We start from the raw sequence: 26,510 nt of genomic DNA on the forward strand, positions 1-26,510 counted from the left end.
GCTGACGCCCATGACGCACACCAGCACGGTCGTCGCGGGCGGCGACCACGAGTTCATGACCGTCCGCCATCTCGTCGCCGAAGGCGATCAGGTGAGCATCGGGCACGCGATCGGCCAGGAAGCGCGCGCCCGCGCGAACTGGGCGCCGGCCGCGATCGACCCGCGCGTCGGCAAGGCGCGGCGCCTGTGGTTCGAACGGAACTGGCGGGCGCACTACGCCAGGCTGTCCGGGATCGCGGCCGCCTACGGGATCGACCCCGAGCGCGACGACCTCAGCTTCGACAGCATCACCGGCCTGCCGTCGGGGTCCGGCTGCTCCGCGGTCGCCGTGCCCGCTTCGTCCACTGTGGACGGTCATGGGCTGACGGGCCGGAACTACGACTTCTTCACCAGCGGCTTCGACGACCTGATCGCCGAATTCACCGGCGCCGAACCGGCCGCGAACCCCGGCGCGCCGATGGCTTCGCGGCCGTACGTGCTGACCACCAGGCCCCAGCACGGGCTCGCGTCGACCGCCGTCACCATGGGCGATCTCGACGGCGCCACCGAGGGCATCAACGAAGCCGGGCTCGCGGTCGCGCTGCTGCTCGCCGACGTCACCTCCGTCGAGCCGCCGTCCGAGCACACCTCGCTCGCGGGGCTCAGCGTGATGCAGGTGCCGCGGTACCTGCTCGACACGTGCGAAGACACCGAACAGGCCGAGATCGCGTTGCGCACCGCGAAGCTGTACGACCACGGCGTCGGCATCCACTACCTCGTCGCGGACGCGTCCGGCCGCTCGTTCGTCTGGGAGCGCGGCGCGCACGACGCCGAGCACGTGCTCACCGGCGACGGCCCGCAGTGCGTGACCAACCACCCGCTGCACCGGTACCCGGACACCGCGAACCTGCCCGCCGACACCGACGAGTCGATGCGCACCTACGAACGCGCCCGCACGCTCGCGAAGAACACCGGTGACGGCACGGTTTCCGGCGCTTCGCTGCGCGCGGCGATGGACTCCGTCGCCATGCCCGCCACCCCCGGCGCGCCGTGGCGCACCCTGTGGCGGTCGGTGTTCGACCACGACGCCAGGACCATGTCCACGCGGTTCTACCTCGGCGACTCCACCGGCGAAACCGCGCGCTACAGCGACGAACTGACCTTCCGGCCATGACGGGCGCCCTGTCCCCGCGGCGGAGATGGGCCGCGCTCGCCGTCTGCTGCCTCGCCCAGCTTCTCATCACGCTCGACCTGACCGTGCTGCACCTCGCGGTGCCCAAACTGCTCGAAGACCTCCGGCCCACGTCGACGGAGTTCCTGTGGATCACCGACGTCTACGGGTTCACCCTCGCCGGATTCCTGGTCACGATGGGGAATCTCGGCGACCGGATCGGCCGCAAGAAGCTCCTGCTGATCGGCTCGGCGGTGTTCGGCGCCGCGTCGCTCGCCACCGCGTTCGCGCCGAACGTGGAACTGCTCATCACCGCACGCGCGCTGCTCGGCATCGCGGCGGCGACGCTCATGCCGTCGACGCTTTCCCTCGTGCGCAACGTGTTCACCGACGCGAAGCAGCGCACCATGGCCATCGGGCTGTGGAGCGGCGTCGCGATCCTCGGCATCGGGTTCGGCCCGGTGATCGCCGGGTTCCTGCTGTCGTACTTCTGGTGGGGCTCGGTGTTCCTGGTGAACGTGCCCGTCGTGGCGCTGCTCGTGCTCGCCGGTGCCGTCGTGCTGCCGGAGTCGCGGAACCCCAGCCCCGGCAGGCTCGACGCGCGCAGCGTCGCGCTCTCGATCGCGGGCATGATCGCGATCGTCTACGCCATCAAGGAAATCGCGCACCGGGGTCCCTGGCACGCGGACGTGCTGATCGCCGCGATCGTCGGGATTTCGGCGCTGGCACTGTTCCTGCGGCGGCAGCGGAACCTCACCGAACCGCTCATCGACGTGAAGCTGTTCAAGCAGCGGGCGTTCAGCGCGACCGTCGGCGTCACCCTCGTCGCGATGTTCGTGCAGCTCGCCACTTCGCTGGCGACCGCGCAGTACTTCCAGCTCGTGCTGGGCTGGTCGCCGATCCGGTCCGGGCTCGCCGGGCTGCCCGGGATGGCGGGCGCACTCGTCGGGGGTGCGTTGTGCGGGCTCGTGGTGTCGAAGATCGGGCGCGCCGCGACCGTGGCGATCGGCTGCGCGCTGTCGGCCGCGGGGTTCCTCGGGCTCGCGCAGGTCGGCGTCGGCACGGGCTACCCGTATGTCGTCGTGGTCATGGTGGTCTTCGGCGCCGGGGTCGCGAGCACCCTGACCGTCGCCACCGACACCGTGCTCGGCGCCGTCCCGAAGGAACGGGCCGGCGCCGCGTCCGCGATCTCGGAAACGGCGAACGAACTGGGCGCGGCGCTGGGCATCGCGATCCTCGGCAGCGTGCTCACCGCGGTCTACCGGTCCCGGCTCGACCTACCCGGCCTGCCGGACACCGCGAAGGAAACCTTGGGCAACACCGTCGCCTTCGCGCAGCACCTCCCCGCCGCGGACACCGTGCTCCGGCACGCGCGGGAAGCGTTCATGACCGGGCTGCAGACGACGATGTACCTCTCCGCGGGTCTGCTCGCGGTGCTGGGCTTCCTCGCGATGATCGGCCTGCGCGGCGTGCCGGAGGTGCTCGGAGAACCCGAACCCGTTGCCGCCTGATTCCCGGCGGCCCTAGTCGATTTCGGTCCAGCGTCCCTCCGGGTGCTCGTCGGCCGCCAGCCACATCATCGGCTGGAGGTCGGCGAGCCGCTCGTCGAACCCCTCGTCGCCGGGGAACCTGCCGTCGTTGTCGGCCCAGTTCAGTTGCAGGAACGGCACTTCCGGTGTGTCCGAATAGAACTGCCGCGCGAGGACGAGCACGCTCCACGTCCAGCTCGGGTCCACTTGTCGCAGGCGCAGCCCGGCACCGGGCATCTCGACGCGGTCGATGAGCTGGTCGGCCGGTGCCGGTTCCCGGCTCGCGGCGGCGCCGGTCGCGACCAGTTCCAGCACTTCCGTGCTCTCCGCCTTGCCGAGCCCGAAGATCGCGATCTCCGGGAAGCGGTAGGAATGCCACAGCCCCAGCGTGTAGCCGACCGGGGAGCCGCCGTAGGTATGCGTCGTCACCGACCATCCGCGCTCGGCGATCTCACCGCGCGTATGGCGGAACCACCGGGCGAGCGGCTGGCCGCTCCACTCGGCTTCATCTCGGCAAACGGGACAACGGCAGGAGACGGATTTCGAGCGCACCCGAAAACGCTAGCGCCCCGGTACGACAAAACGGCACGGCTGATCTCGGCGGCTAGCGCTTCGGCCCGGCGAGCGGGACGGCGAACCGGTCGCCGCCGCGCACCATGCCCAGAAGTGGTTTGCTCAGCACGGAAAGCAGCCGCGCCGCCCACGGCCGCCCGTTGCGGCGCGCGATGCCGGGGCCGAACGCGTCCATCATCGCGACCGTGCCCGGAAGCGTCCGCACGAACAGCGTGGCCTCGACGATCAAGCCCTCTTCGAGCTTCAGCAGGGTCGCCTCCTCGACGTCTTCGCCGCGGACCGTGGCGCGGTAGATCACCACGCGCGTGTGCTCGTCGCCGATGTCGGTGTGGAACCGCACGTCTTCGAGGTGTTCGAAGGCGACGGTCAGCAGCTCCCTGAGCTGGCCGTGCCCGGTGAAGCTGACCCGGTTCGTCAACGGCGAGCGCACGACGGCCTCGTGCGCGAAGGTCGACAGCGCCAGGTCGACATCGCCGGTCTCGGCGGCCTCGCGGTACCGGACGGTGACTTCACTGGTTTCCATCGTTCCTCCCGACGAGTGCCCCCAACCCGCGCCAGAGCAGGTCGGTGGTCAGTGCGACGACGTCCTCGCGAGGTACGTCGCGGTTGTGCCACCACCAGGTGGCGATGGCGTTGAGCGCGCTCTTGGCCGCTTCCGCGAGGGCTTCCCCCGCCCGCGCGTGCGGCAGGTTCGCGGTGAGCGCGAGCACGGGCGCCTGCTGGAAGACGACCGTGAGCCGCTCCGTCGCGCGTGCCTGGCCCCGCCGGTGCACCTCGGCGACCGCGGGGTCGGCCGGCGTCTCGGCGAAGATCATCCGCATCCCGCGCTCGTGGGTTTCCAGCCAGGCGAAGATGACGTCGACCCGCGATCGCAGCACCTGTTCGAGGTCACCGCTCTCCGGGACGTCGGCCCAGCCGGCCAGCAGGCTGTCCACTTCGGATTCGAGCAGCGCGGCGTAGAGGTCGGCCTTGGCCGGGAAGTGGTCGTAGAGCACCGGCGTGCTGATCCCGGCCGCCGTCGCCACCTCGCGCATCCCCGCCGCGTTGTACCCGGACGCGGCGAACACGTCACCGGCCGCCGCGAGGATCCGCTCGCGGCGCTCCTGCCTGCTCAAACGCTTACCTGACATCGGTTAGGTACGATACCTAACCGATGTCAGGTTGTCGAGGGCCGCCCCGGATTCCGCGTCAGTCCAGGCAGAACTCGTTGCCCTCGGGATCGGTCATGACGATGTGGCCGCCGCCCATCGGCGGTTCGGGGTCCTCGCGGTGCACCCGCGTCGCGCCCAGCGCGACGAGGCGGGCGCATTCGGCCTCCAACGCCGCCATCCGTTCCTCGCCGTGCAGTCCGGGAGCCGCGCGCACATCGAGGTGGACGCGGTTCTTGGCGACCTTTTCTTCGGGAACCTGCTGGAAGAAGACCCGCGGGCCGTGCCCGTCCGGGTCCTCGATGGCCGATCGCGTGGCGCGCTCCGCCTCCGGCACGCCGACGCGCGCGAGGAACTCGTCCCAGGCGGCGAGGGGGTCCGCGCCCTCGGGCAGCTCGACTCCCGGCGGACCGGGGTGGACGTAGCCCAGCACGTCGCGCCAGAAGGTGGACAGCGCCTTCGGGTCGTGGGCGTCGAAGGTGACCTGGAACTGGCGGCTCATCGGGTCGCTCCGGTTTTCGTGTGCGGGTGGAGGTCGCGCAGCAGGCAGACCTCGGACAGGTGGTGGATCAGCTCGCGGTGGATGTGCAGCACCAGATCGGCCGTGGACGCCTCGGGGTAGGGCTCCTTCTCACCGACCGGGACCAGGAGCCCGGCCTCGCCGAGGCCGCGCAGCCCGGCGAGCCAGACGTCGAGCTGCGTCTCGAGCTGGTCGAGCGCGGTGGCCGCGTCGCCCGCGTACTCCCAGGTTTCGTACGACGCCGCCGGTGCGCCGAAGTGCGCGGCGTTGCGCATGGCGAGCACGCCGACGATGACGTGCCCGAGCCGCCAGGCGATCGTGGTGAAGGGCGCGGGGTCCGGCGCGGGGAAGGCGTAGTCGATCGTGAACTCGCCGCCACCGGCCTGCACGGGCGCCGCCGAACTGCCGCGCGGCCGCACGCTCCAGGCATCCGGCGCGGGCGCCCAGAAGTACTCGTCGTCGGTGAGGCCGTCGAGCCGTGCTCGGAGCTGGTGGTTCCAGTGGAACTCCCACTGCTCGCGCAGCGCCCGGTTCCAGTCGTTGTCGGTCATGGGGTCACCCTGGCACCCCTAGCGGACAGATCCGGTCCGCTATCTCTGCCAAGGTGGGTGGCGTGGACGTGTCCGGAAGCGCGGAGCGGGTGCTCACCCTGCTCGGGTTGCTGCAGCAGCGGCAGGTGTGGACCGGCCCCGAACTCGCCGACCGGCTGGGGGTCACGGCGCGGACGGTGCGGCGCGACGTCGAGCGCCTGCGCACGCTCGGCTATCCGGTGCACGCCAGCCAGGGCATCGGCGGCGGCTACCAGCTCGGCGCCGGGCAGGACCTGCCGCCGCTGCTGCTCGACGACGAAGAGGCGATCGCCACCACGGTCTCCCTGCTCGGCGGCATCGGCGATGGCGAGGCCGCGCTCCGGGCGCTGGCCAAGCTCGACCGCGTGCTGCCCACCCGGCTGCGGCACGAGGTGCGCGCGCTCTCCGGCTCGGTGGAGTCCTTCGGCGGCGGCCGCACACCCGTCGGCCCCGAGGTGCTCATGACACTGGCCAGGGCGTGCCGCGACGAGGTCGAGATCGGCTTCGCCTACCGTTCAGCGGCCGAAACGCGGCGGGTCGAGCCCTACCGCCTCGTCGCCTCCGACCGGCGCTGGTACCTGCTCGCCTACGACCTCGACCGCGACGACTGGCGCAGCTTCCGCGTCGACCGGATGAGCGACGTGTCCGCGCGCACCTGGCGCTTCCGCCCGCGCGCCGCGCCCGACGCGGCGGCATACGTGCAGGAGGGCGTGGCGAGCCGGGTTTACCCGCACCAGGCGCGCTTCCTCGTGCACGCTCCGGCCGAGACGGTGGGCGCGCAGATTTCGGCGTCGGCGGCCGTCGTACGACCGCGGGGCAGCGAACTCTGCGAGGTGCTCAGCGGCGGCGGCAATCTCGACTTCGTGCTCATGCACGTGCTGCTGCTGGGCCACGACTTCGAGGTGCTCGATCCCCCGGAGCTGGGGCAGCGCTGCCGCGCGCTGGCCGCGAAACTGCTGGCGGCGGGCGCACCGGCGCCGGATCCCTGATCCCTGAATCTCCGCGGCGCGCGGCAGTCCCTCCCACGGACACCCCGGCGCTCCAGGATCGAACGAAGAGTCCCTTTCGTTCGGCCCCCGGAGGGGTCCCCCGATTTCAACGCTACCGCGAAGCACCGACAGTTCCGGGCCGCGCGCTCCCCCTTTTCCGCCGCCGCGCCGACGTGCGTAGGCTCGGATCCCGTGCGCGAAGTCGTTGTGATCGGTGGCGGGATCGTCGGCCTTGCCGTGGCCTGGGAGCTGCGGCAGCGGGGTGTCGGCGTGACCGTGCTGGAAAAGGAAGACCACTGGGCGGCCCACCAGACCGGCCACAACTCCAACGTGGTGCACGCCGGGCTGTACTACAAGCCGGGCTCCTTCAAGGCGCGGATGTCGGTGGCCGGGAACCGGTCCATCGTCGACTTCGCGAAGGAGCACGGCGTCGGCGTCGAGGTGTGCGGCAAGCTCGTCGTCGCGACTTCGGAGTCCGAACTGCCCGCGCTGGCCGTACTGGCCGAACGCGCCGAGGCGAACGGCGTCCCGGCGAAGGTGGTCAGTGCCGCGGAGGCCCGCGAGTACGAGCCCGAGGTCGCCTGCGTCAGCGCGCTGCGCGTCGAGTCGACCGGGATCATCGACTTCCCCGGCATCTGCGCCGCGCTGGTGCGCCTGCTGGAGGAAGCCGGGGCCGATCTGCGGCTGTCCACCCCCGCGCTGGGCATCCGGCCCGGCGCCACCGGTGGCGTCGAAATCGCCACCGGGAGCGAGGTGCTGCGCGCCGACGCGCTGGTCAACTGCGCGGGCCTGCACTCCGACCGCGTCGCCCGCCTCGCCGGGGTCACCCCGCGCGCCCGGATCGTCCCGTTCCGCGGCGAGTACTACGAGCTCCGCCCCGAACGGCGCCACCTCGTCCGCGGCCTGATCTACCCGGTGCCCGACGCGTCGCTGCCGTTCCTCGGCGTGCACCTCACGCGGATGCTCGACGGCAGCGTCCACGCGGGCCCGAACGCCGTGCTCGCGCTGCGCCGCGAAGGCTACCGCTGGGGCGACGTGTCCGTGAAGGACCTCGCCGAGGTCGCCAGGTACTCCGGCTCCTGGAACCTCGCGAAGAAGTACGCCTACCCGATCGGCCTCGACGAAGTCCGCCGCTCGTTCTCGAAACGGCGCTTCGCCGCGAGCCTCGCGAAGCTGGTGCCCGCCGTCGGCCCCGGCGACATCGTGCGCCACGGCTCCGGCGTCCGCGCGCAGGCGCTGCTCCCCGACGGCTCGATGGTCGACGACTTCCTGATCGAGACCGCGCCGAACCAGGTGCACGTACTCAACGCGCCGTCACCGGCCGCGACCAGCGCGCTGGAGATCGCGAAGCACGTCGCGGACGAGGTCAGCCAGTCGGCAGCTTCGCGCTGATCAGCGGGATCGCGGCGCGGAGCTGCTCGCAGGCCTTCGCCGGGTCGTTGTTGTTGCCGCTGGTGATCTTGACCGACGACTTCTCCGAGAACGGCAGGATCGCCGAGCACTGCTTCGGGTTGCCGTCGGGGTTGGTGAACAGGTCCCACGAGCGCGTGCCCGCCTTGATCTGCTCGTCGGCCTGCTCGTCGGTGTAGTTGACCTCGGCCTCGGACTTTTCCGGGTCCAGCGACACGTAGAGGAGCTGGAACCCGCTCGCTTCGGCGGGCTCCCACTCGCAGCCCGGCGGCGTCGTGCTCTTCGGCGACCGGTCCTTGCCGGTCTTGCGGCCCGGCGCGGTGACCTGGAACTGGGCCAGCTCGGCCGCGCTCAGCAGATCGCACGGCTCGACGCCGGCGAGCGCGCTCGGTGCCTTTTTCGGCTTCGGCGCCAGCGGAGGTGCCGGAGACCCGCCGGGAAGATGCGCCGCCACCTGCGGCATCGCGAGCTTCGCGAGGTCGCACGCCTTGCTGGTGTCCTTGTTGTTGTTGCTCTCCACCAGCGCGAACGAGGCGTCCGCCAGCTTCGTCGCGTACAGGCAGTTCCCGGGCCCGGCGAGGCTCTCGTACTGCGACCACTGCAGGCCGCCGTAGGTCGCCGGCTCCTTCGGCTGCGAGCCGCCGAAGAAGTCCTCCAGCGCGATGTCCACCGTGTAGTAGACGCCCAGCGAGTCGTCGACGCTCGCGTCCGGGTCGTCGGGCTTCCACGTGCACGACGCGGGGACGTCCTGCGCCTTCCGCTCCGGGATCAGCTTGCCGTTCGGCGGGAAGCCGAGCCCGGCGAGCTGATCCGGCAACAGCAACCCGCACGGGTCGTTCGGGTCCTTCGGCGGCGGCACCGGCTTCGCCCCCGGCGCCGGCGCGGCGACCCCCGCCACCGTCGACGTACAACCCCCGGCGAGCAGCACCGCGGCGGCCAGCAGGCCGAGCCTTACCTTCACGAACACACTCCTCGCGTCACTCCGCGGGGAGTCTAACCGCGATCAAGAGCCCAGCCCCGCCGAATCCCGCAGATGCCCACTTCGCGGGCGGCCCGATCCTCACTTGCCGGCCAGTTTCGGCAGGACGGCCGCGGCGACCCGCTTGACCTGGTCACAAGCAGTGGCGGGGTTTTCGGTATCGGTGACCGCCAGTTTCGCTTCGGCGCCATCCGAATACGCGTCGACGGCCCAGCAGTCCGCGGGCTCTCCGCTCGGAGCGGGGTAAAGAAACACGCTGCGCATGCCGGAGTAGAAGGTTTCCTTTTTCCGTTCCATGTCGAAACGCCGGTTACCGGCCGGATCGTCGGTCAGCAGCTGAACGGAGACCGCTTTCATCCGATTCCCGTCGAGGGGGCGCCATTGGCACCCTGGACCGTTTTCCGCCGAACGCTCCTCCCGGCCCGTCTTCTGACCGGTGCCCAACCGGAACTGCCGCAGTTCCGCCGCGGCCAGCAAGTCACAGGGCTCGACACTGGCAAGCAGTTTCGAGGCCCTGCCGGGAGGCAGCTTCGGGAGGAACGGCGGTGCCGGCGCACCACCCGGCAAACGGGCGGAAACCATGGGCAGCACCCGCTTCACCGGACCGCACGAAAGCGCGGGATCGCTGAAGTTCGAACTGGACACACTCACGAAGGACGTGGTGGAAAGCTTGTGCAGGAACGTACAACCACCCGCGTCGGCGAACGTGGCCATGCGCGACCATGCCAGGCCGCCGATCGTCGCCTGTTCGAGCGGTGCCGCGCTGTTGGTGTAGTCCTCCATCGTGATGTCCGTGCTGTAGTCGACGCTCACCGAGTCGTGCATCTCGGCCTCCGGATCATCGCGATCCCAGTAGCAGCCAGGCGGCGCGTGCTGTTCCGGGCTCCCTGGCACGAAGACCCCTCGCGGAACCATCCCCAGCACGACGGCCTCGTCCGGCGTCAGCAGCCCGCACGGATCGTGGGAACCCAAAGACGGCAACACGGCCTTCACCCCGGGCGCCGGTACCGGCCCGCCCGCGACGACACCTGGAGCGCACGCCGCCGACGTGCTCAGCAGCAGGCACAGCGCCACCACTCGCCACGTCCGCACAATTCCCCTCCCCGTACCCGGCATTACCGGTTCCCCGTCCTCGACCGGAGCACGATCATCCCGGCGGGATTTTCGGCGTCAGGAACTCGATCACCTGCCGCACCAGGTCGCACGCCTTCGTCGGATCGTTCCTGCTGCCGCCGGTGACGGCTACCGCCGACTTGGCGGCGACGGGGAGAACCGCCTCGCAGTTCCGCGGATTGCCGCTCACGTTCGTGTAGAGGCGCCAAATCCGGTCCGCGGCCCTGACCTGTTCGTCCACGGACTCGTCCCCCGCGGCTTCGTCCGCTGACCTGGCGGGATCGAGGTACAGGTAGATCATCTCGTACTCCGAGGTGGGCGAGGTCTCCCATTGGCACCCCGGGGCGCCGCCGATCGCGCCGCGGCCGGTACCGGTCTTTTCACCGGGCGGCTGGAGCTGGAACCGCACGAGGTCCGCGGGTGCGAACAGGTCGCAGGGCTCGATGCCGATCAGCGGGCTCGCCGACGACTTCGGCTTCCCCCGCAACGGCGGAGCGGGCAGGCCGCCGGGAAGGTGCGCGGCGACCTGCGGCAACGCCAGTTTCGCCCGATCGCACGACTTCGCCTGGTCCGTGTAGTCCTCGCTCGTCACCTCGACGAACGACGCGCCCCCGAGCTTGACCGCGAGCGAGCACCTGTTCGGGCCGACGATCGTCTCGTACCGCGCCCAGGCGAGGCCGCCCGACCGCAGTTGCCCGATCGGCGGTTCACCGGGGTGGAACCGGTCCACGGGAACCGTCGTGCTGTACATCACCGCGAGGCCGTCGTAGATGTTCACCTTGCGGGGGTCTGGTTCGTCCGGGTTCCACCGGCAGTACGGCGGCAACGTCCGCTGCGGGTCCCCCTGCTCCGGCTTTCCCTGCGGCACCAGACCCAGCCCCGCCGCCTGCTCGGGTGTCAGCAAACCGCACGGATCGCCTGCCCCCGTCGCGGTCTTCGAATCCGGTCCGGCAGGAGACCCGGTAACCGACGATGTACAGCCGGTGACCGCGCACAGCAGTGCGAGAGCCCCCGCGACCTTCCTCCACCCCATGGCACGATCCTCCCCTGTCGTCCACGCCGGTGCTTGCGGAGCCGGGAAGTCAGCCCGCCGGGGTCAGCACTTCCCGGCCGCCCATGAACGGCTGGAGCGCCGCCGGGATGCGGACGGAGCCGTCCTCCTGCTGGTGGTTTTCCAGGATCGCGACGATCCACCTGGTGGTGGCGAGGGTGCCGTTGAGCGTGGCGGCGGCCTGCGGGCGGCCGTTTTCGTCGCGGTAGCGGATGTTGAGCCTGCGCGCCTGGAACGTGGTGCAGTTCGAGGTCGAGGTGAGTTCGCGGTAGGCCCGCTGGCTCGGCACCCACGCCTCGCAGTCGAACTTGCGGGCGGCGGAGACGCCGAGGTCACCGGTCGCGGTGTCGATCACGCGGTAGGGCACCTCGATCTTCGCGAGCATCTGCTCCTCCCAGTCCAGCAGCCGCGCGTGTTCGGCTTCGGCGTCCTCCGGGCGGCAGAACACGAACATCTCGACCTTGTCGAACTGGTGCACGCGGATGATGCCGCGGGTGTCCTTGCCGTACGAGCCCGCTTCGCGGCGGTAGCACGACGACCAGCCCGCGTACCGGCGCGATCCCGCCGACAGGTCCAGGATCTCGTCGGCGTGGTAGCCGGCGAGCGGGACCTCGGAGGTGCCGACGAGGTACAGGTCGTCGTCGCGGAGCCGGTACACCTCGGTCGAGTGCGCGCCGAGGTAACCGGTGCCGGCCATGATCTCCGGCCGCACCAGCGACGGGGTGATCATCAGCTCGAAGCCGTTGGCGGTGGCCTGCGCGGCGGCCATGTTCAGCATCGCGAGCTGCAACTGCGCGCCGACGCCGGTGAGGAAGTAGAACCGCGAACCCGACACCTTCGCGCCGCGCTCCATGTCGATGGCGCGGATCCCCTCGGCCACTTCCAGGTGATCGCGGACGGTGAAGCCGAACTCGCGGGGGGTGCCGACGTGCTTGAGCACCTCGTAGTCGTCCTCGCCGCCGACCGGCGGGTCCGGGTGCACGAGGTTCGGGACGAGCCGGTGCAGCTCCTCGAACTCCTCCGACGCCGTGCCCTGCTCGGCCTCGGCCGCCTTGACCTCGGCGGCCAGCGTCTTGCCCGTCGCGAGCAGTGCGTCGCGCTCCTCGCCCTTCGCCTTGCCGATCCGCTTGCCGAGCTGCTTCTGCTCGGCGCGCAGCTTGTCGGCGCTGGCGATCGCGGACCTGCGCCGGGTGTCGAGGGAGAGCAGCTTGTCGACCACTCCCTCGTCTTCACCGCGTGCGCGCTGCGAGGCGCGCACGGTGTCCGGGTCTTCGCGCAGGATCCTGGGGTCAATCACGAGAACAGAGGTTAGCCGCCCGAGCGGACCGGGTTCGAGGCAGTTTCCTACTTCGCGACGAAGCGGGCGATCACCTCGGCGAGTTCGGCCCCGGCGTCCTCCTGCAGGAAGTGCCCCGCACCGGCGATCGTCGGGTGCTCGACGCCCTCGGCGCCCTTCATCGAGCGCTGCAGGATCGGCGCCATCGCACCGGTGATCGGGTCGCCGTCGGAGAACGCGCACAGGAACGGCAGGTCGAGCGCGGTCAGGGTGGACCACGCGCGCCGGTTGTCCGCGCTCGCCGGGTCGTCGGGCCGCACCGGCACCAGGCCGGGCATCGCGCGCGGGCCCGCCTTGTACATCTCGTTCGGGAACGGCGCGTCGTAGGCGGCCTTGACCTCGTCGCTCAGCGTGGTCTTGCAGCCGGCCTGCACGAGCCTGCCGATGTCGAGGACCTGCGCGTTTTCGACGGCTTCGCGGAAGGCCCACCACACCTTCGGCATGTCGGTGTCGCCGGCGGGCAGGCCGGTGTTCCCCGCGACGACGGCGGCGAAGCGCTCCGGGTGCTCGGCCACCAGCCGCAGCCCGATCAGGCCGCCCCAGTCCTGCCCGAAGAGGGTCACTTCGCGCAGGTCGAGGTGGTCGAACGCGAGCGCGCGGACCCATTCGACGTGCTTGGCGTAGGAGTGGTCGGCGATGTCGTTCGGCTTGTCGGACCGGCCGAAGCCGACGAGGTCGGGCGCGATGGCGCGCAACCCGGCGGCGGCCAGCACCGGCAGCATGCGGCGGTACAGGTAGGACCAGGACGGCTCGCCGTGCAGCAGCAGCACGGGTCTGCCGTCCGCGGGGCCCGCCTCGACCCAGGCCATCCGCACGATCCCGTCCGCGGGGTCGTCGATATCCGCGTAATGCGGCTCGAAGTCGAAGTCGGGCAGGTCGGCGAACCGGTCGTCCGGTGTCCTCAGCAGGCGCACGGGACCAACGCTAGTGGCCGCGCCGACCGACGGCCACCGTCCTTCGTGGTGACGTCAGCTGACGCCGACCGCGACCACGAGGCCCAGCGCCAGGTGGGCGGCGGCGACCACGATGCTGGCGGGCGCGAACTTCTCGCTCTCGATCGCGGAGCTGATGTCGATGCGGGTCGCCCATTCGAGCAGCCGCACCGCGAGGACCTGCACGATGATCCCGACCAGGCCGTAGACCAGCGAGGTGATCAGGCCCTCGGTGAGATCGCTCGCCGAGTTCGCGATCGCGACCACCACGATGAACGCCATGGACAGCAGCCCGGACGCGGTGACCATCACGGCGTTCGGGAGACCGCGGCGCACCAGCTCGGACAGCTTGCCCGGCGTGGTCCAGTCGATGGCGTAGAAGCCGGCGAACATCAGCACCAGGCCGACGACGCCGTACAGCAGTACCGCCCCGATCCCGCGGACGAGGTCGTGGCCGAAGGTGTCCGACAGCGCGAGGGTGGTCACAGGGTCTCCCAGTGGTCGTCAAGAGTCGCGAGTGGATTGTGCCTGGTGGGCGTTTTGCTCACGACTCCGGGATGCGATGCGGGATGAACGCGGCGCCGTCGTCGGTCACCAGCCCCGCCGTTTCCCGGATGCCGAGGCCGGCGGCGTTGTCGCCGACGATCCACGCGCCGAGCGCGGGGCGGAACCCGTCGAACTCGGGCAGCGGGTCGAACGCCTGGTAGACGTACCCTTCGGCGCCGTAGACGCCACTGGTCTGGGTCTCGTACCCGGTGGCCACGATCTGCACGTTCGCGCCTTCGCGCCCGAGCTTCGGCTTGCGCACGTACTCGGTGAGCAGGCCGGGGTCGTCGACGAAGGCGGGCAGCAGGTTCGGGTGGCCGGGGTAGTTCTCCCACAGCACGGCGAGCAGCGCCTTGTTGGACAGCAGCATCTTCCAGAGCGGCTCGACCCACAGCGTCTTCGGGAGCGTCTGCACGGCGAACTTGCCGAACTCCTCCTCGATGACCCATTCCCACGGGTAGAGCTTCACGACCGTGTTCATCGGCGCCTCTTCGAGGTCGACGAACCGCTTGAGCACCGGGTCCCAGCCGATCTCCTCGATCGCGAGGCCGACCGTGTCCAGCCCGGCCTCGGCCGCGGTCTCCTGCAGGTAGGCGGTGGTGACGTGGTCCTCGCCGGTCGGATCGGCCGTCGACCACGAGAAGTGCAGCTCGTTCGACGGCAGCAGGTCCTTGACCTCGCCCCACCGCTCCACCAGCCGCTCGTGGATCGAATTCCACTGGTCGTCGTCCGGGTGGACGTCGGTCTTCCAGTGCCACTGCACGACGGCGGCCTCGAGCAGCGAGGTCGGGGTGTCGGCGTTGTACTCGAGCAGCTTCGCCGGGCTCTTGCCGTCGTAGCGCAGGTCGAACCGGCCGTAGACGTGCGGGTCCTGGCGTTTCCACGACTCGGCGATGTGCGGCCACACCCACTCCGGGATGCCGAAGTCGCGGTAGCGCTCGGTGAGGATCACGTTCTCGACGGCTTCGAGGCACATCGAATGCAGGACCTCGACGTCCGCCTCGACGGAGAGCACCTCGTCCATCTCGAGGACGTAGTGCACCGACTCGTCCCAGTACGGCCGCGACTGGCCGGAGCCGTAGCGCGCCGGGGTGCCGAACACCAGGCCCTGGTCTTCGACGATGCGCTCCCAGTCACGCCGCGGCGTGCCGGTCTCCCTGTGCACGTCAGGATCCCCCGCTCTTGCCGGTGCCGGTGCTGCTCTTGCCGCTGATGCCGAAGCCGCCGCGCTGCACGGACTTGCCGGACTTGGTGGTGACGTTCGCGTTGGACGGCTTGTCGAAGCTGCCACCGGAGACGTGGCTGCCGATAGCGCCGGTGCCGCCGTAGTTGTACCGGTAGGAGTTGCCGCCGAGGAAGATGAACCCGCCGACGCCGGGGTGGTAGCCGCCGGTCTGGCTGGTCACGTAGTCCGGGTCGCAGTACTTGTCGTCGACGACGGTGCCGTCCTTGTCGGTGCAGGTCGCGCTGACGTCCTCCGGCGTGCCCACCGCGTACCAGGCCGCGACCAGGCCGACGACGCCGACGGTGACGCCGCTGCCGATCAGGACCTTGCGGCGCGTCCCGGCCTTGCGCTCGAGCTCCTTGTTCGCCGCCTCTTCCTCCTGCTCGGCGATCAGTGCCTGTCTGCGGGCGCGCTGCTCGGCGAGTGTGGGTTCCCTCGGCGTGGTGTTCTCGGCGTCCTGAAACCGCATCGCGCCGCGCTTGGGCTGGTCACCGGGAGTGTCCTGCTGCTCCTCGGGAGTGTTGTCTTCCGTCATTCCGCGCTCCGTAACCGCTGGCCACCACATTCGGGCGCTGCCCTGCCCCCAGAATCCCAGCCTATCCACCCGAGGGGTGGCGGGGACCGGCGGCGCGGGCATCATGGTGTAGATGTCGAAATTCGCCGATCGGTTTCGTCTTGCCGACACAACGCTGGGTACCCGCCTGGTCATGGGCGGTGTCTTCGTCGGCGCCATCCTCGCGCTCGCGCTGAGCGTGACGTTCTCGTGGGGCGGCGACGTGAAGGGGGGCGCGGGCGGCGGGAAGCCGGGCGACTCCGAGTCCGCGCGGGCCGCGTTCCACTCGCCGCCGGGCAGTTGCCTGCTGTGGGAGCAGCAGGACGCGGGCGACATCCACCTCGTGCCGTGTCCCCAGCCGCACCAGTTCGAGGTGACCGGCGTGGTGGACATCGGCGACCGGTACCCCAAGGGCGCGCCGTCCCCGGATCTCACGCAGTGGCGCGGCCTGGCGCAGGAGCGCTGCACGGACGGCGCGGAAAAGTACCTCGGCAAGCCGCTCGACCCGTACGGCCGCCTGACCGTGAGCGCGCTGCGCCCCGGCGAGGACGAATGGAACGACGGCGCCCGTGAGCTGCGGTGCGTGCTGCAGTGGGCGGGGCCCGGCGGGCAGTTGCAGAAGCTGTCCGGGTCGGCGAAGGACGAACAGCAGGCGAACGTCTGGGACGCCGGGACCTGCCTGGCGCTGGCCGGCAAGACGGTCGGCGACCCGATCGACTGCGCGCAGCCGCACTCGTACGAGATGGTGGGCGTGCTGGACCTGAAGACGAAGTTCAAGGACTACCCGTCCCAGGCCGATCAGAAGGCGTGGCTCGACACCGAGTGCTCGAAGGCCGTCATGGACTACACCGGCGGTGACGACTACTCGGCGCAGAAGCTGATCCTGAGCTGGGACGTGCGGGAGCAGGAGAGCTGGACCGCCGGGTCGACGAAGGTGAACTGCAAGGTCGCCGCGAAGCTGCCCGACAACACCGGGCTGGCGCCGGTCACCGGCACGATCCGGAAGGCCGCCGCCCCGCCGTCGAAGCCGGCCGCCCCGCCGAGCAGCGCCGGTGGCGGCTGATGCCGGTCGAGATGAGCCCGGAGAAGTTCGAAGAGCTGGTCGCGGACGCGCTGGACCAGGTGCCCGCGGACTTCGCCAACGCGATGGACAACGTCGTCGTGCTCGTCGAGCCGCACAACGAGGAGGACCCCGGCGTTCTCGGGCTCTACCACGGGATCGCGCTGACCGAACGCACCTCCAGCTACGGCGGGGTGCTGCCGGACCGCATTTCGATCTACCGCGAACCGCTGCTGGACATGTGCGACTCGGAGGCGGAGGTCGTGGAAGAGGTCCTGATCACCGTGGTGCACGAGGTCGGACACCACTTCGGCATCGACGACGCGCGGCTGCACGAACTGGGCTGGGGATGATGACGATGGCCGCGAAACTCGCCGACGCGCTCGCCGACCGCTTGATCGTGCCTGGCTATTCGAAGCTCGGTTTCCTCCTGCGCCGCGGCGGGTGGGAGGACCTTCCGGCGAATGCGCTGCGCGGCAAGCGCGCGATCGTCACCGGCGCGGGCTCCGGGCTCGGCAAGGCCACCGCGGCCGGTCTCGCCGGACTCGGCGCCGCCGTGCACCTGGTGGTGCGCGACGCCGCGAAGGGCGCGGTGGCGCGTGACGAGATCGCGGAGCGGGTGCCGGGCGCCGAGCTCACCGTCGACGTCTGCGATGTGTCCTCCGCGGGTTCGGTGCGGGCGTTCGCGGCGGGCTTCCTCGCCGGGCACGACGCGCTGGACGTGCTCGTGCACAACGCCGGGGTGCTGCCGCCGGAACGGCGCGAAACCCCGGACGGCGACGAGATCACGCTGGCCACGCACGTGCTCGGCCCGTTCCTGCTGACCGGTCTGCTGGCGGGCGCGCTGCGCGGGTCCGGGGACGGCAGGGTGGTGTTCGTCTCCTCGGGCGGGATGTACCGGGCGAAGCTGCGCGACGACGACCCGCAGTACACCGTCGGCGAGTACCGCGGCGCCACGGCCTACGCCAGGACGAAGCGGATGCAGGTGGTGCTGGCCGGGTTGTGGGATCGCGAGCTGGACGGCGTCGCGGTGCACAGCATGCACCCCGGCTGGGCGTCGACGCCGGGTGTCACCGACTCGCTCCCGCGGTTCGCGAAGCTGATGGCACCGCTGCTGCGGTCGGCGGAGCAGGGCGCGGACACCGTCGTGTGGCTGGCCGCCGTGCCCGGAGGCCGGGCCGGGGGCCGGCTCTGGCACGACCGCGCGCCGCGCCCGCCGCACTACCTGTCGTCGACGCGGGAAAGCCGGGCGCAGCGGGAGCGGCTGTGGGCCTACTGCGTCGAACGGACCGGTTACTCGCCGGCGCCCTTCTGAATCGTGCGGACGGTGAGCTGGTTGCCGGGGATCTGGTCGCCCGCGCACCCGGTGCCCGGTGCCTCGACGAACAGCGAGTCCCGCTCCTGCGGCGGGAAGACCCGCAGGCCGCGGACGGGTTCCGGCTTGCAGGCCGCCGCGTCGTAGTTGCCGACGTTGACGAACCCGATCTCGGCCGCGGCGCTCTGGCCCTTGCCGAGCTTGACCGCGGGCCCCTTCGAGCCGTCGCGGAACGCGGCGGCACCGACCTGGCGCCCGTCGGCGCCCGTGACGTAGGAGACGCCGGGGAAGCCCTGGACGGTGCAGGCGTGGTCGCTGATGTTGGTGAACAGCAGCGGCCGGTAGACCGTGCCCGCGGCGCCGTCGCCCCTGCCGAGCGCGAGCTTGAGGTCCTTCGCCGTGCAGAGGCCGTCGTCGGGCTTGGTCGCGGAGCTGCCCGACGTGGGTGCCGGGCTGCCCGACGTGGGTGCCGGACCGCTCGGGGCGCTGCTTTCCGGCGGCGGGGCAGGGCTGGACCCCGGATCAGGGGTGGTGCCGCACCCGGCCAGGATGGCGGCCAGCGCCGCGCCCGTCGCCGCGAGTGCGATCTTCGAGGTTCGCACCCTGGTCACCATGTCACCATGTCACCGCCTCCCTGTGCCGAGTACCCCGATGGACGTGCGGTCCACACCGGCGGTTGCGCCGCATCTTTGTCACCAGCCGTGGCGGAATGCGGTGAAAGTACAACGGAAGGTGTGGCGGGTCGCCCGGCGACCATCTCGTCCGGGTGAGATCCGGCCGGATTTCCCCGCCGCGAAGACCACCCAGAGTGTGTGGAAATCACCCTCGCTGTGGACAACCGGCACGGACTGTGGACAGCCCCGGAAGCGCCGGCGGCCGAGCAGTATGACAGCCCCCGAACCCCACTCGGCACCGGGTGCCCAAAACCCGAAACCAAACCCCTGACCAGCAACAACCTCGCCTATACCGGTACCAGAAAAGCCCCCACCCATCCCGGGGGGCGACCCCGCTCCAGTCTACCGGGCCCCCTCTGGCCGGGCGGGTGAAAAGGCGAGTTATCCACAGGTTTGGGGGCGTTGTGGACAACCGTCGCGCGGGCTACATCGGGGTGCCGGCCCAGCTCACGCAGTGCCAGCCGCCGGGGCGGGATTCCAGTACGACGCGGGCGGTGTTCGCGAGCAGTTCGTGGTCCGCGACCTCGGAGCGCACGTTGTCGCACAGCCATTCGGCGCCGAGCCGGATCGCACCGCCGTGGCTGACCAGCACGATGTCACCGGCCGGGTCGGCTTCCTCGTGCTTCGCGCGCAGGTCGGCGACCGCCGCGAGGTACCGGGACCGCACCTGTTCGCCGCTCTCGCCACCGGGCATCGAGCCCGAGAGGTCGCCCTGCGTCCACGGGTGCACCACCGCGAGGTAGGTCGCGATGGCTTCCTCGTCGTTGCGGCCTTCGAGATCGCCTGCCTGCACCTCGTGCACGCCCTCGACGAGCCGCACGTCCAACCCGAGCGACGCGGCCAGCGGTGCGGCCGTTTCCCTGGCACGGGTCGCGTACGAGGCGTAGACGGCGGCCACGTCGTGCCCGTCGAACGCCTGCACCAGCGCCCCGGCCTGCTCGTGCCCGAGCTCGGTCAGCGGCGGGCCGGGCAGCGCGGTGTCCAGGACCTGGCGCACGTTCGCGGTGCTCTGCGCGTGCCGCACGAGGTGCAGCCTCACGCGACACCACCCTTCCGGACGGCCGCCACCCAGTCGCCTGCCGCGACGAAGTCGGCGTTCTCCGCACCGGGTTCCCGGGTGCCCGGCAGCCCGTCCGCCCTCGGGTGCGAGCCGAGGAACCGGACGGCGCACCGCCGCCGCAGCGCGGCGACGGCATCACCGATCCGCGGCTCGGCGAGATGGCCTTCGAAGTCGATGAAGAAGTGGTATTCGCCGAAGTTGCTCTTCGTCGGCCTGGCGTCGAGCCTGGTCAGGTTGATGCTCCTGGTCGCGAGCTCGTTCAGCAGCGCGGCGAGCGTGCCGGTCCGGTTCGCGGCGGAGGCCACCACCGACGTGCGGTCCGCGCCGGTCGGCTCCGGCAACGGGCCGGGCGGGCGCAGCAGCAGGAACCGGGTGCGCGCGTCGGCCACGTCCGCGACCCCGGTCGCCAGCACGGTCAACGGGTAGTGCTCGACGGCGACGGGCGCCGTCACGGCGGCGTCGAACTCGCCGTCCTGGACGCCGACCGCGGCGCTCGCCGTGGACGACGACGCCAGCGGCTGGGCATCGGGCAGGTTCGCTTCCAGCCAGTGCCGCACCTGCGCCAGCGCGTGCGGATGGCTGGCGACCGTCCGGATCGGCGCGCCGTCCCCGCGGGTCAGCACGCTGAAGTGCACGGGAAGCAGCGCTTCGGCGACGGCGACGAGCGGCTGCCCTTCGACGAGGCCGTCCAGGGTGGCGGTGACCGGGCCCTCGACGGAGTTCTCCACGGGCACGCACGCGGCGTCCGCGTCCCCGGCGCGCACCGCGGCGAGCGCCTTCGGAATGGTCTCGGCGGGCACCAGTTCTTCGGCTCCGGCGAACGTGCGCGCGGCCTGTTCCGAGAAGGTCCCCCGCGGCCCGAAATAAGCGATCCGTGTCACGTCGCCAGGCTACGCACCGGCGGAGTTTCACTCAGACAGCCGGTAGGTGAATCGATGACGCGGGCCGGGGTTCTTTGCCATGCTGTACTCGTGACCGCCGAACCAGGCACGCACACCACCCACGGGACGGCACAAGGCAAAGGCGTGCTCCGCACGCCGGAACTGGTGCTGTGCGCTGTCGACGAACCGCTCGCCCGCGCGTGGGAATCCGTGGTGGACGCACTGTCCCGTTCGGACTCGGCGGTGCGCGTCCACCGCGGCTCGGTGCTCGACGTGCTCGCGCACGCGGTGGTCAGCCCGGCCAACTCCCACGGCTGGATGCGCGGCGGTATCGACGCGGTCTACGCGCGCACCTTCCCCGAGGTCGAGCAGAACGTGCGCAGCGCGGTGCTCGCCTACCACGGCGGCGAGGTGCCGATCGGGGAAGCGGTGGTGGTGCCGACCGGCGCGCCGTCGCCGCCGTGGCTGATCAGCGCACCGACCATGCGCGAGCCGGGCGAACTGCTGCCGGCGGACACCGTGCACCCCTACCTCGCGGCGCGGGCGGTCTTCCTGCTCTGGCGCGACGGCAGGCTCGAACACGGGCCTGGGGTGCGCGAAGCGGTCGACGTGATCGCGATGCCGGGGCTCGGCACCGGCATCGGCGGTGTGCCACCGGAGGCCTGCGCGCGCCAGGTCGCGGCGGCGTGGCGCGAGGTCTTCCCCACTCCGTAACACATAGTCACGAAATCGGTGTCCGTACTGGGAAAACCCGACGGAGACGCGAGTTCGTTCCTCACCCAAGGTCACGACTTCGACGGCGTGTACTACGTCACAGCGCGTTCACGCCAGGTAAGCCCTACCGTTGGAACCGCGTTACGCAGAAAGACCAAGCACCAGCCCACCGACGGGCGAGGAGTATGCGATGCCGCGGGTGCGTGAGCTCAGTCCCTATGTGGAACTGCACCGGGAACAGTGGCGGGAGCTGCGGCGCGCCACCCCGCTCCCGCTGACCGCCGAAGAACTGCTCCGCCTGCGCGGGCTCGGCGAACAGGTCGACCTCGCGGAGGTCGCCGAGGTCTACCTCCCGCTGTCCAGACTGATCAACCTCCAGGTCGCCGCGCGGCAACGGCTCTACGAAGCCACCACGACGTTCCTCGGCGAGGACTGCCGCAACACCAAGGTGCCGTTCGTGATCGGCATCGCGGGCAGCGTCGCGGTCGGCAAGTCGACCACCGCGCGCCTGCTGCGCACGCTGCTCGCCCGCTGGCCGGACCACCCCAGGGTCGACCTGGTGACCACCGACGGGTTCCTCTACCCGGGCGCGGAGCTGACCCGCCGCGGGATCATGCACCGCAAGGGCTTCCCGGAGAGCTACGACCGCAGGGCACTGCTGCGGTTCGTCGCGGACGTGAAATCGGGTGCCGACCGGGTGAGCGCGCCGGTCTACTCGCACCTGGCCTACGACATCCTCCCCGGCCACGAGCAGGTCGTGGAGAAGCCGGACATCCTGATCATCGAAGGGCTCAACGTCCTGCAGCCGGGCCCGAGGCTGACCGTCTCGGACCTGTTCGACTTCTCGATCTACGTCGACGCCCACACCTCGGACATCGAGCACTGGTACGTCGAGCGGTTCCTCAAGCTGCGGCACACCGCGTTCTCCGACCCCGCCTCGCACTTCCACCACTTCGCCGGCCTCCCCGACGACGAGGCGCGCGACGAGGCGCGGCACCTGTGGCGCACCATCAACGAACCGAACCTCGTGGACAACATCCGTCCCACCCGCCCCAGGGCGACGCTCGTGCTGCGCAAGGACTCCGACCACTCCATCAACCGGGTCCGGCTGCGCAAGCTCTGAGCTCCGCCACTCTCCGGCGTCACCCCTCGGCCGTTCGGCCGAGGGGGCGCGGTCAGCAGTAACCGGTTGGCCGATTCCCCCGGCGCGGCCTCCCAGCGACCCTGGTGTGCGGAGAAACCATTCCTGACCAGGGAGGAGGCGCACCATGTTCTCGACGATCATGACCTGGATCGGCGCCATGCTCGGCGTGACGATCCTGCTCGCCACGGCCGTTGGCGCGTTCGCCCTCGACCTCTTCGACGAGAAGCGCGAGCGGTCGGCGCCGCGGGAGACGGAACCGACCGCCCCGCAGGGCCACTAGAGCCGGAAGTTCCCCAGGCCGAACGAGCCGACCGTGGCGTTCCGGTCGACCGCACCCGCGATACCGGGCACCGTGCCCTTGTTGCTGTGCTGGTGCACCGCGAGCCGCGGGTGCCCCCAGCCGGGATTGCCGGGATCGCCGTTGTAGCGCGCGATCCAGAGCAGCACGCCGTCGTCGGCCCACTCGTCGGGCCGCAGGATCGTGGTCCACCAGTTGAGGTTGGCGTAGACCAGTACCCCGTGCACGCCGGTGCGCTGCCGGAACTGGGCGATGAAGTCCCTGACGAAGGCGTTGGCGTCACCGAACCCGCTCGCCTCCATGTCGAGCGCGGGCCACACGCTTCCCGGCGTGAGCAGGCCGCGTTCGTTCAACCGGTCGGCGAAGTGCGCGACCTGCGCGCCCACGTCGACCGGGCGCGCGAAGTGGTAGCCGCCCGCGGCGACACCGGCGCCGCGGGCGCCGTCGGCGAACCCCGCCGCTTTCGGGTCCACGTAGTCGGTCGACTCGGTGACCTTCAGCAACGCGTACGTGATGTTGTTGCCGTGTACCGCGTTCCAGTCCTGCACGGTCTGGTAGTGCGAAATGTCGACGCCGTAGTCGGTCATCGGAATGCTCCTCCCGCGCGACAGCCGGACTTCCACTGTCCCAGCAGGCGGCGAGCACGCCCCGCTGAACGACCCGATTTCACACAGGTGGCCCAGCAGTTCACGATCAGCCCAGCGAGGACAACCCCGCTTCGTAGTCGTCGAGATCGAATTCCATGCTGGACTCGGTCGCCGGTTCGAGGTGCTTGGCGAGCACCTGTTCCACTTGCGACAACACTTCTTCGCGTTCCAGCCCCTTACCCCCGAGCCGCTTCGCGGCCTCCCAGACGGCCGCGGGATCGTTGTCCCACAACTGGTCCACGATCGTCGTGCGCATCGCGAGCCGCATCCGCTCCTGCTCGTCGAAATCGTCACCGGCGAGAGACTCGTGGTATTCGGGGAACTCGCCGACCACCAGCAGCCTGCGCTGTTCGGCGTCGGTCGGGTCGAGTTCGAGCTCGTCGTCGCCGATCACCGTGACCGTGTCCGGGATCGCGAACATGCGGCGCGCCAACAGGTCCACGAGCGCCTCGGGATCGTCGACGTTCTCGGTGCCGTCGAGGTAGACATCCGCACTGTCCACTTCGGAATCGTCCTCGGCGAGTTCTTCGAGGACCTCGTCGATGGCGCCGAGGAGGGTCCCGGTGGCTTCCTCGGACAAGCCATCGCGGCGCGCGCCCCATTCCGCCCACGCGCGCACGACGTCGGGCAGCGCGGCTTCGATGTCCTCGCCGAGATCGTCGTCGCCGTCGAACACGGTGTCGAGGAAGAACGCGAGCTTTTCCGGGCCCACGCGCAGCGGACGGCGCGGATCGTGCTCGGCCCCGAACTCGGCGAGCATCTCGGCGACGGCCCTCGTCGCCTCGTCGTCGTCGAGTTCAGCGGCGGTGCCTTCGTCCGCCGCGAAGGCGAAGAACGCGGCGATCGCGTCCGCCTGCTCCTGCTCGCCGAACTCCGGCGTCTCCTCGGCCTGCTCGGGCTCGCCGAGCAGGCGCGCGCGGGAGAGCGCCAGCGCGCGGAACCGCGAGAAGTCGGCACTCACCTCGGGGTCCTCGATGGAGTCCGTGATCGCGATGCCGTCTTCGAGCAGCAGGCGGGCGCGGCCGGGCGGCACCTGCTCGAACACCATCAGCTCACCGCCTTCGGCGGCCTGGCCGCGCATCTCGGCCAGCACCTCGTCCGGGGCCTCGACGACCACGACGTCCTTGACCCAGCCGTCGAACTCGACGAAGTCGAGCAGTGCGAGCACACCGTGCGCGGTGTCGCCCTCGCCGAAGACGCACAGCAGCGACGACGCGTCGCCGTAGACGTCGGCGGTCCGCCAGCACTCGCCGACGCCGAACTCGCCGAGCGTCGCGGCCCACTCCGGTTCCGGCAGGCCGCGCTTGACCACGCCCGCGAGCGCCTCGCCCGCGTCGGCGCGCTGGCCCTCGTCGTCACCGAGGCTGGCGAAGGCGGCCAGGAACGCGGCGGCGGGCGCGGTGCCCTTGTCCGCGGCCAGCTCGACCAGCTCGGGGCCGAGGTCGTCGCCGGTCTCCCACCACTGGCCCATCAGCTCGGAGGTGAGCAGCTCGACCTCCAGGTGCCCCGGCTCGGTGCCGAGGTTCGCGTAGTCACCCAGCACGTCCTTGAAGAATCCGGTCAAGCTCTGCGGCTCGGGCTCTTCGGACGACGACTGCTTTTTGCGTACACGGCTCACCGGGCTCATGCGCACCATGTTTCCATCGAGCCGAACGGCTCAGCGGCCGACCCTGGGCAGCGCGATCCGCGCGTTGCGGACCTCGGCGAGCAGGCGGGTCTTCCGCTTGTGCGTTTCGACCAGTTCGGCCAGGTAACTGCTGAACTCCTCGGCGGTGTCGGCGCGCTTGTGCAGGGCGCGCAGCTTCCGCAGCTGCTTGGCCGCCTCGCGGTAGTTGAACGCGTCCTTGTGCGCGATGAGCTCTTCGACGTGCACGCGGTACACCGGGATCACGTCGACCGGATGCTCGGCTTCGCGCAGTTCGGCCAGCTCCAACCGCAGCGGCAGCGACCCGCCGAGGCGGCAGGACACCTCCCACGCGTCGTCCGTGCGCTCCTCGGTCAGCAGCACCCGCACGAGCTCGTCGGCCGCGGCCGGGTCCTGCTCGGCACGCACCCGCAGAAGCTCCATCGCGGTCTCCCGTTCGGCGTCCCAGCGGCCGAGCGCGCTCGCCGACTCGCGCAGCGCGAGATAGGCGGCGTGGGTCGAGACGCGCTGAAACTCGTTGCGGCGCAACGTCAACGCCTCGTCGCCCTGACCGGCTTCGCGGTAGGCGCCGGCGAGTTCGTCGACGACGGGCGCCCGCGCGGCACCCTTGTCGTGCGCGAGCGCCTTCGCCGCGTGCGCGATCGCTTCGGTGTGCCGCCCCGCACCGCGCAGCACGCGCACGATCTTCAGGCTGATGTCGAGCCGCTGCGGTTTCGCGGACAGGATCGCGACGAGCGCGTCGACGTCCCCGGACACTTCGGCCAGTGACTCCTGCAACCGCTCCGCGGCGCCCCGCCGCGGGTCGTCGGCGGCCCCGGCCAGCACTTCGTCCACAATGGACTTAAGATGCGCGAGGCCCGCTTCGCCGAGCGCGTCGGCGAAATCGGCGAGCTCGATCTCCGCCAGCCCGGGGCCGAACTCGGTGCGCGCGATCCACTCGGCCAGCTCCGGCGGCGACGGCGGGCGCGCCGCGCAGGCACGGGCGTACAGCGTCACCGCGCGCTCCAGCTGCCCGCCGACCAGGCCGCCGGAATCGTCCATCCGCCCCAGCGCGGCGCCGATCTGGTCGATCATCCGGCGCGCCAGCGGCGCCACGTCCGCGCGGGTGCCGCCGTCGAGCAGGCGCTGCAGCGTGTCGAGCACCGAGCCGACCTTGGTGGCGTAGGAAAAGGACTCGCCGTCCGGGCCGCCGGCCAGCATGCGGTGCACCTCGGCGACCTCTTCGGTGTTCGCCGAGGCGCGCGCCTCCAGTTCCGCGCGCAGCCCGGGATCGCGCTCGGCGCGGTCGAGCAGCAACTCCGCGAGCGTCTCCGCGTCCAGGGACCGCAGGTACGCGGAAAGAGCGGGGGGCAGGGGCACGCGGTCCATACTGCCGCACCCGGTCGGCCGACAACGTCGGCCAACTGCGTACTCTTTTCGGCCCAATCGGCTACGACGAGTAGTCGTCCG

At 70.7% G+C, this 26,510-nt stretch carries 29 protein-coding genes; 10 read left to right on the forward strand and 19 right to left on the reverse strand.

What is annotated here, in order from left to right; translation table 11 throughout:
• Positions 1–10: 10 nt before the first annotated feature.
• Positions 11–1,153: a C45 family autoproteolytic acyltransferase/hydrolase gene (locus ABD256_RS11365; RefSeq protein WP_344416527.1), complete on the forward strand. Its 1,143-nt coding sequence runs from the start codon at positions 11–13 to the stop codon at positions 1,151–1,153.
• Entirely contained in the window at positions 1,150–2,661 is a 1,512-nt protein-coding gene (locus ABD256_RS11370; protein ID WP_344416529.1) for an MFS transporter, read from the forward strand. Before ABD256_RS11365 ends, ABD256_RS11370 begins: the two co-directional genes overlap by 4 nt.
• 12 nt (positions 2,662–2,673) lie before the next feature.
• Here the strand turns inward: ABD256_RS11370 and ABD256_RS11375 are convergent, their stop codons facing one another.
• The 5 genes from ABD256_RS11375 to ABD256_RS11395 are packed head-to-tail and all read right to left on the reverse strand — an operon-like array spanning position 2,674 to position 5,471.
• The gene (locus tag ABD256_RS11375) at positions 2,674–3,231 is read right to left on the reverse strand and encodes a DUF4262 domain-containing protein (RefSeq protein ID WP_344416531.1); all 558 of its coding nucleotides are present in this window, start codon (positions 3,229–3,231) and stop codon (positions 2,674–2,676) included.
• Between the two features lie 52 nt (positions 3,232–3,283).
• Positions 3,284–3,775, reverse strand: a complete 492-nt coding sequence (locus ABD256_RS11380; RefSeq protein ID WP_344416533.1) for a nuclear transport factor 2 family protein — start codon at positions 3,773–3,775, stop codon at positions 3,284–3,286.
• The gene (locus ABD256_RS11385; protein WP_344416535.1) at positions 3,762–4,382 is read right to left on the reverse strand and encodes a TetR/AcrR family transcriptional regulator; all 621 of its coding nucleotides are present in this window, start codon (positions 4,380–4,382) and stop codon (positions 3,762–3,764) included. Before ABD256_RS11385 ends, ABD256_RS11380 begins: the two co-directional genes overlap by 14 nt.
• 58 nt (positions 4,383–4,440) lie before the next feature.
• The gene (locus ABD256_RS11390) at positions 4,441–4,902 is read right to left on the reverse strand and encodes a VOC family protein (protein WP_344416537.1); all 462 of its coding nucleotides are present in this window, start codon (positions 4,900–4,902) and stop codon (positions 4,441–4,443) included.
• Complete coding sequence (locus tag ABD256_RS11395; RefSeq protein WP_344416540.1) at positions 4,899–5,471, reverse strand: DinB family protein; 573 nt, start codon at positions 5,469–5,471, stop codon at positions 4,899–4,901. Before ABD256_RS11395 ends, ABD256_RS11390 begins: the two co-directional genes overlap by 4 nt.
• A 62-nt stretch (positions 5,472–5,533) precedes the next feature.
• Between ABD256_RS11395 and ABD256_RS11400 the strand changes: the two genes are divergently transcribed.
• The gene (locus ABD256_RS11400; RefSeq protein ID WP_425546435.1) at positions 5,534–6,478 is read left to right on the forward strand and encodes a helix-turn-helix transcriptional regulator; all 945 of its coding nucleotides are present in this window, start codon (positions 5,534–5,536) and stop codon (positions 6,476–6,478) included.
• Between the two features lie 192 nt (positions 6,479–6,670).
• On the forward strand, positions 6,671–7,870 hold the full coding sequence (gene lhgO, locus ABD256_RS11405; RefSeq protein ID WP_344416544.1) for an L-2-hydroxyglutarate oxidase: 1,200 nt from the start codon (positions 6,671–6,673) through the stop codon (positions 7,868–7,870).
• Here lhgO and ABD256_RS11410 read toward each other — a convergent pair.
• The 8 genes from ABD256_RS11410 to ABD256_RS11445 all read right to left on the reverse strand — a co-directional run bounded on the left by ABD256_RS11410 (position 7,845) and on the right by ABD256_RS11445 (position 15,605).
• Positions 7,845–8,849: a DUF3558 family protein gene (locus ABD256_RS11410; protein WP_344416547.1), complete on the reverse strand. Its 1,005-nt coding sequence runs from the start codon at positions 8,847–8,849 to the stop codon at positions 7,845–7,847. The two genes, lhgO and ABD256_RS11410, sit on opposite strands and share 26 nt — an antisense overlap.
• A gap of 99 nt (positions 8,850–8,948) precedes the next feature.
• On the reverse strand, positions 8,949–9,860 hold the full coding sequence (locus tag ABD256_RS11415; protein WP_344416550.1) for a DUF3558 family protein: 912 nt from the start codon (positions 9,858–9,860) through the stop codon (positions 8,949–8,951).
• A 154-nt stretch (positions 9,861–10,014) separates the two neighbouring features.
• Entirely contained in the window at positions 10,015–11,013 is a 999-nt protein-coding gene (locus ABD256_RS11420) for a DUF3558 family protein (protein WP_344416553.1), read from the reverse strand.
• Positions 11,014–11,062: 49 nt separating this feature from the next.
• Positions 11,063–12,328 (reverse strand): serine--tRNA ligase, encoded by a 1,266-nt coding sequence (gene serS, locus ABD256_RS11425; protein WP_344416556.1) that lies wholly within the window; start codon positions 12,326–12,328, stop codon positions 11,063–11,065.
• A 47-nt stretch (positions 12,329–12,375) separates the two neighbouring features.
• A complete protein-coding gene (locus ABD256_RS11430) occupies positions 12,376–13,281 on the reverse strand; it encodes a haloalkane dehalogenase (protein ID WP_344416558.1) in 906 nt (301 codons plus the stop codon).
• Positions 13,282–13,335: 54 nt separating this feature from the next.
• Positions 13,336–13,785, reverse strand: coding sequence for a DUF350 domain-containing protein (locus ABD256_RS11435; RefSeq protein ID WP_215548462.1), 450 nt, complete (start codon positions 13,783–13,785; stop codon positions 13,336–13,338).
• A gap of 58 nt (positions 13,786–13,843) precedes the next feature.
• Positions 13,844–15,010 carry a glutathionylspermidine synthase family protein gene (locus ABD256_RS11440; protein WP_344416563.1) on the reverse strand — a complete coding sequence of 389 codons (1,167 nt, stop codon included), beginning with the start codon at positions 15,008–15,010 and terminating at the stop codon, positions 13,844–13,846.
• A gap of 1 nt (position 15,011) precedes the next feature.
• Entirely contained in the window at positions 15,012–15,605 is a 594-nt protein-coding gene (locus ABD256_RS11445) for a hypothetical protein (RefSeq protein ID WP_344416565.1), read from the reverse strand.
• Between the two features lie 112 nt (positions 15,606–15,717).
• Here ABD256_RS11445 and ABD256_RS11450 point away from each other — a divergent pair, with 112 nt between their 5' ends.
• Genes ABD256_RS11450 through ABD256_RS11460 form a run of 3 tightly spaced genes read left to right on the forward strand, consistent with a single transcriptional unit; the run spans position 15,718 to position 17,998 of the window.
• Entirely contained in the window at positions 15,718–16,686 is a 969-nt protein-coding gene (locus ABD256_RS11450; protein ID WP_344416567.1) for a septum formation family protein, read from the forward strand.
• Positions 16,686–17,036 carry a metallopeptidase family protein gene (locus ABD256_RS11455; protein ID WP_344416569.1) on the forward strand — a complete coding sequence of 117 codons (351 nt, stop codon included), beginning with the start codon at positions 16,686–16,688 and terminating at the stop codon, positions 17,034–17,036. Before ABD256_RS11450 ends, ABD256_RS11455 begins: the two co-directional genes overlap by 1 nt.
• 5 nt (positions 17,037–17,041) lie before the next feature.
• Entirely contained in the window at positions 17,042–17,998 is a 957-nt protein-coding gene (locus ABD256_RS11460) for an SDR family NAD(P)-dependent oxidoreductase (protein ID WP_344416571.1), read from the forward strand.
• Here ABD256_RS11460 and ABD256_RS11465 read toward each other — a convergent pair.
• From ABD256_RS11465 to pheA, 3 genes are all read right to left on the reverse strand, one after another.
• Positions 17,977–18,612: a DUF4232 domain-containing protein gene (locus ABD256_RS11465; RefSeq protein ID WP_344416573.1), complete on the reverse strand. Its 636-nt coding sequence runs from the start codon at positions 18,610–18,612 to the stop codon at positions 17,977–17,979. The genes ABD256_RS11460 and ABD256_RS11465 overlap by 22 nt on opposite strands.
• A 484-nt stretch (positions 18,613–19,096) precedes the next feature.
• A complete protein-coding gene (locus ABD256_RS11470; RefSeq protein ID WP_344416575.1) occupies positions 19,097–19,711 on the reverse strand; it encodes a histidine phosphatase family protein in 615 nt (204 codons plus the stop codon).
• Entirely contained in the window at positions 19,708–20,613 is a 906-nt protein-coding gene (gene pheA / locus ABD256_RS11475; RefSeq protein ID WP_344416578.1) for a prephenate dehydratase, read from the reverse strand. Before pheA ends, ABD256_RS11470 begins: the two co-directional genes overlap by 4 nt.
• A 90-nt stretch (positions 20,614–20,703) precedes the next feature.
• Between pheA and ABD256_RS11480 the strand changes: the two genes are divergently transcribed.
• The 3 genes from ABD256_RS11480 to ABD256_RS11490 all read left to right on the forward strand — a co-directional run bounded on the left by ABD256_RS11480 (position 20,704) and on the right by ABD256_RS11490 (position 22,751).
• Positions 20,704–21,327 carry a macro domain-containing protein gene (locus tag ABD256_RS11480; RefSeq protein ID WP_344416580.1) on the forward strand — a complete coding sequence of 208 codons (624 nt, stop codon included), beginning with the start codon at positions 20,704–20,706 and terminating at the stop codon, positions 21,325–21,327.
• Positions 21,328–21,517: 190 nt separating this feature from the next.
• Positions 21,518–22,450 carry a type I pantothenate kinase gene (gene coaA, locus ABD256_RS11485; RefSeq protein ID WP_344416582.1) on the forward strand — a complete coding sequence of 311 codons (933 nt, stop codon included), beginning with the start codon at positions 21,518–21,520 and terminating at the stop codon, positions 22,448–22,450.
• 145 nt (positions 22,451–22,595) lie between these two features.
• Positions 22,596–22,751 carry a hypothetical protein gene (locus tag ABD256_RS11490; RefSeq protein WP_215548472.1) on the forward strand — a complete coding sequence of 52 codons (156 nt, stop codon included), beginning with the start codon at positions 22,596–22,598 and terminating at the stop codon, positions 22,749–22,751.
• Here the strand turns inward: ABD256_RS11490 and ABD256_RS11495 are convergent.
• The 3 genes from ABD256_RS11495 to ABD256_RS11505 all read right to left on the reverse strand — a co-directional run bounded on the left by ABD256_RS11495 (position 22,748) and on the right by ABD256_RS11505 (position 26,429).
• Positions 22,748–23,356: a glycoside hydrolase family 25 protein gene (locus ABD256_RS11495; protein ID WP_344416585.1), complete on the reverse strand. Its 609-nt coding sequence runs from the start codon at positions 23,354–23,356 to the stop codon at positions 22,748–22,750. The genes ABD256_RS11490 and ABD256_RS11495 overlap by 4 nt on opposite strands.
• Positions 23,357–23,462: 106 nt before the next feature.
• Complete coding sequence (locus ABD256_RS11500) at positions 23,463–25,043, reverse strand: hypothetical protein (protein ID WP_344416588.1); 1,581 nt, start codon at positions 25,041–25,043, stop codon at positions 23,463–23,465.
• Between the two features lie 30 nt (positions 25,044–25,073).
• Positions 25,074–26,429 (reverse strand): DUF6880 family protein, encoded by a 1,356-nt coding sequence (locus ABD256_RS11505; protein ID WP_344416590.1) that lies wholly within the window; start codon positions 26,427–26,429, stop codon positions 25,074–25,076.
• Positions 26,430–26,510: the final 81 nt, after the last annotated feature.

Source organism: Amycolatopsis minnesotensis, assembly GCF_039529815.1.
Lineage (GTDB): Bacteria > Actinomycetota > Actinomycetes > Mycobacteriales > Pseudonocardiaceae > Amycolatopsis > Amycolatopsis minnesotensis.

Coding starts and splice junctions, on each gene's coding strand:
- ABD256_RS11395 (WP_344416540.1), bottom strand. CDS start 5,471: ATGACCGACAACGACTGGAACCGGGCGCTGCGCGAGCAGTGGGAGTTC.
- ABD256_RS11385 (WP_344416535.1), bottom strand. CDS start 4,382: ATGTCAGGTAAGCGTTTGAGCAGGCAGGAGCGCCGCGAGCGGATCCTC.
- ABD256_RS11505 (WP_344416590.1), bottom strand. CDS start 26,429: ATGGACCGCGTGCCCCTGCCCCCCGCTCTTTCCGCGTACCTGCGGTCC.
- ABD256_RS11460 (WP_344416571.1), top strand. CDS start 17,042: ATGGCCGCGAAACTCGCCGACGCGCTCGCCGACCGCTTGATCGTGCCT.
- ABD256_RS11455 (WP_344416569.1), top strand. CDS start 16,686: ATGCCGGTCGAGATGAGCCCGGAGAAGTTCGAAGAGCTGGTCGCGGAC.
- ABD256_RS11380 (WP_344416533.1), bottom strand. CDS start 3,775: ATGGAAACCAGTGAAGTCACCGTCCGGTACCGCGAGGCCGCCGAGACC.
- ABD256_RS11450 (WP_344416567.1), top strand. CDS start 15,718: ATGTCGAAATTCGCCGATCGGTTTCGTCTTGCCGACACAACGCTGGGT.
- ABD256_RS11420 (WP_344416553.1), bottom strand. CDS start 11,013: ATGGGGTGGAGGAAGGTCGCGGGGGCTCTCGCACTGCTGTGCGCGGTC.
- ABD256_RS11500 (WP_344416588.1), bottom strand. CDS start 25,043: ATGAGCCCGGTGAGCCGTGTACGCAAAAAGCAGTCGTCGTCCGAAGAG.
- ABD256_RS11490 (WP_215548472.1), top strand. CDS start 22,596: ATGTTCTCGACGATCATGACCTGGATCGGCGCCATGCTCGGCGTGACG.
- ABD256_RS11465 (WP_344416573.1), bottom strand. CDS start 18,612: ATGGTGACCAGGGTGCGAACCTCGAAGATCGCACTCGCGGCGACGGGC.
- ABD256_RS11495 (WP_344416585.1), bottom strand. CDS start 23,356: ATGACCGACTACGGCGTCGACATTTCGCACTACCAGACCGTGCAGGAC.
- coaA (WP_344416582.1), top strand. CDS start 21,518: ATGCCGCGGGTGCGTGAGCTCAGTCCCTATGTGGAACTGCACCGGGAA.
- ABD256_RS11365 (WP_344416527.1), top strand. CDS start 11: ATGACGCACACCAGCACGGTCGTCGCGGGCGGCGACCACGAGTTCATG.
- ABD256_RS11390 (WP_344416537.1), bottom strand. CDS start 4,902: ATGAGCCGCCAGTTCCAGGTCACCTTCGACGCCCACGACCCGAAGGCG.
- ABD256_RS11370 (WP_344416529.1), top strand. CDS start 1,150: ATGACGGGCGCCCTGTCCCCGCGGCGGAGATGGGCCGCGCTCGCCGTC.
- ABD256_RS11445 (WP_344416565.1), bottom strand. CDS start 15,605: ATGACGGAAGACAACACTCCCGAGGAGCAGCAGGACACTCCCGGTGAC.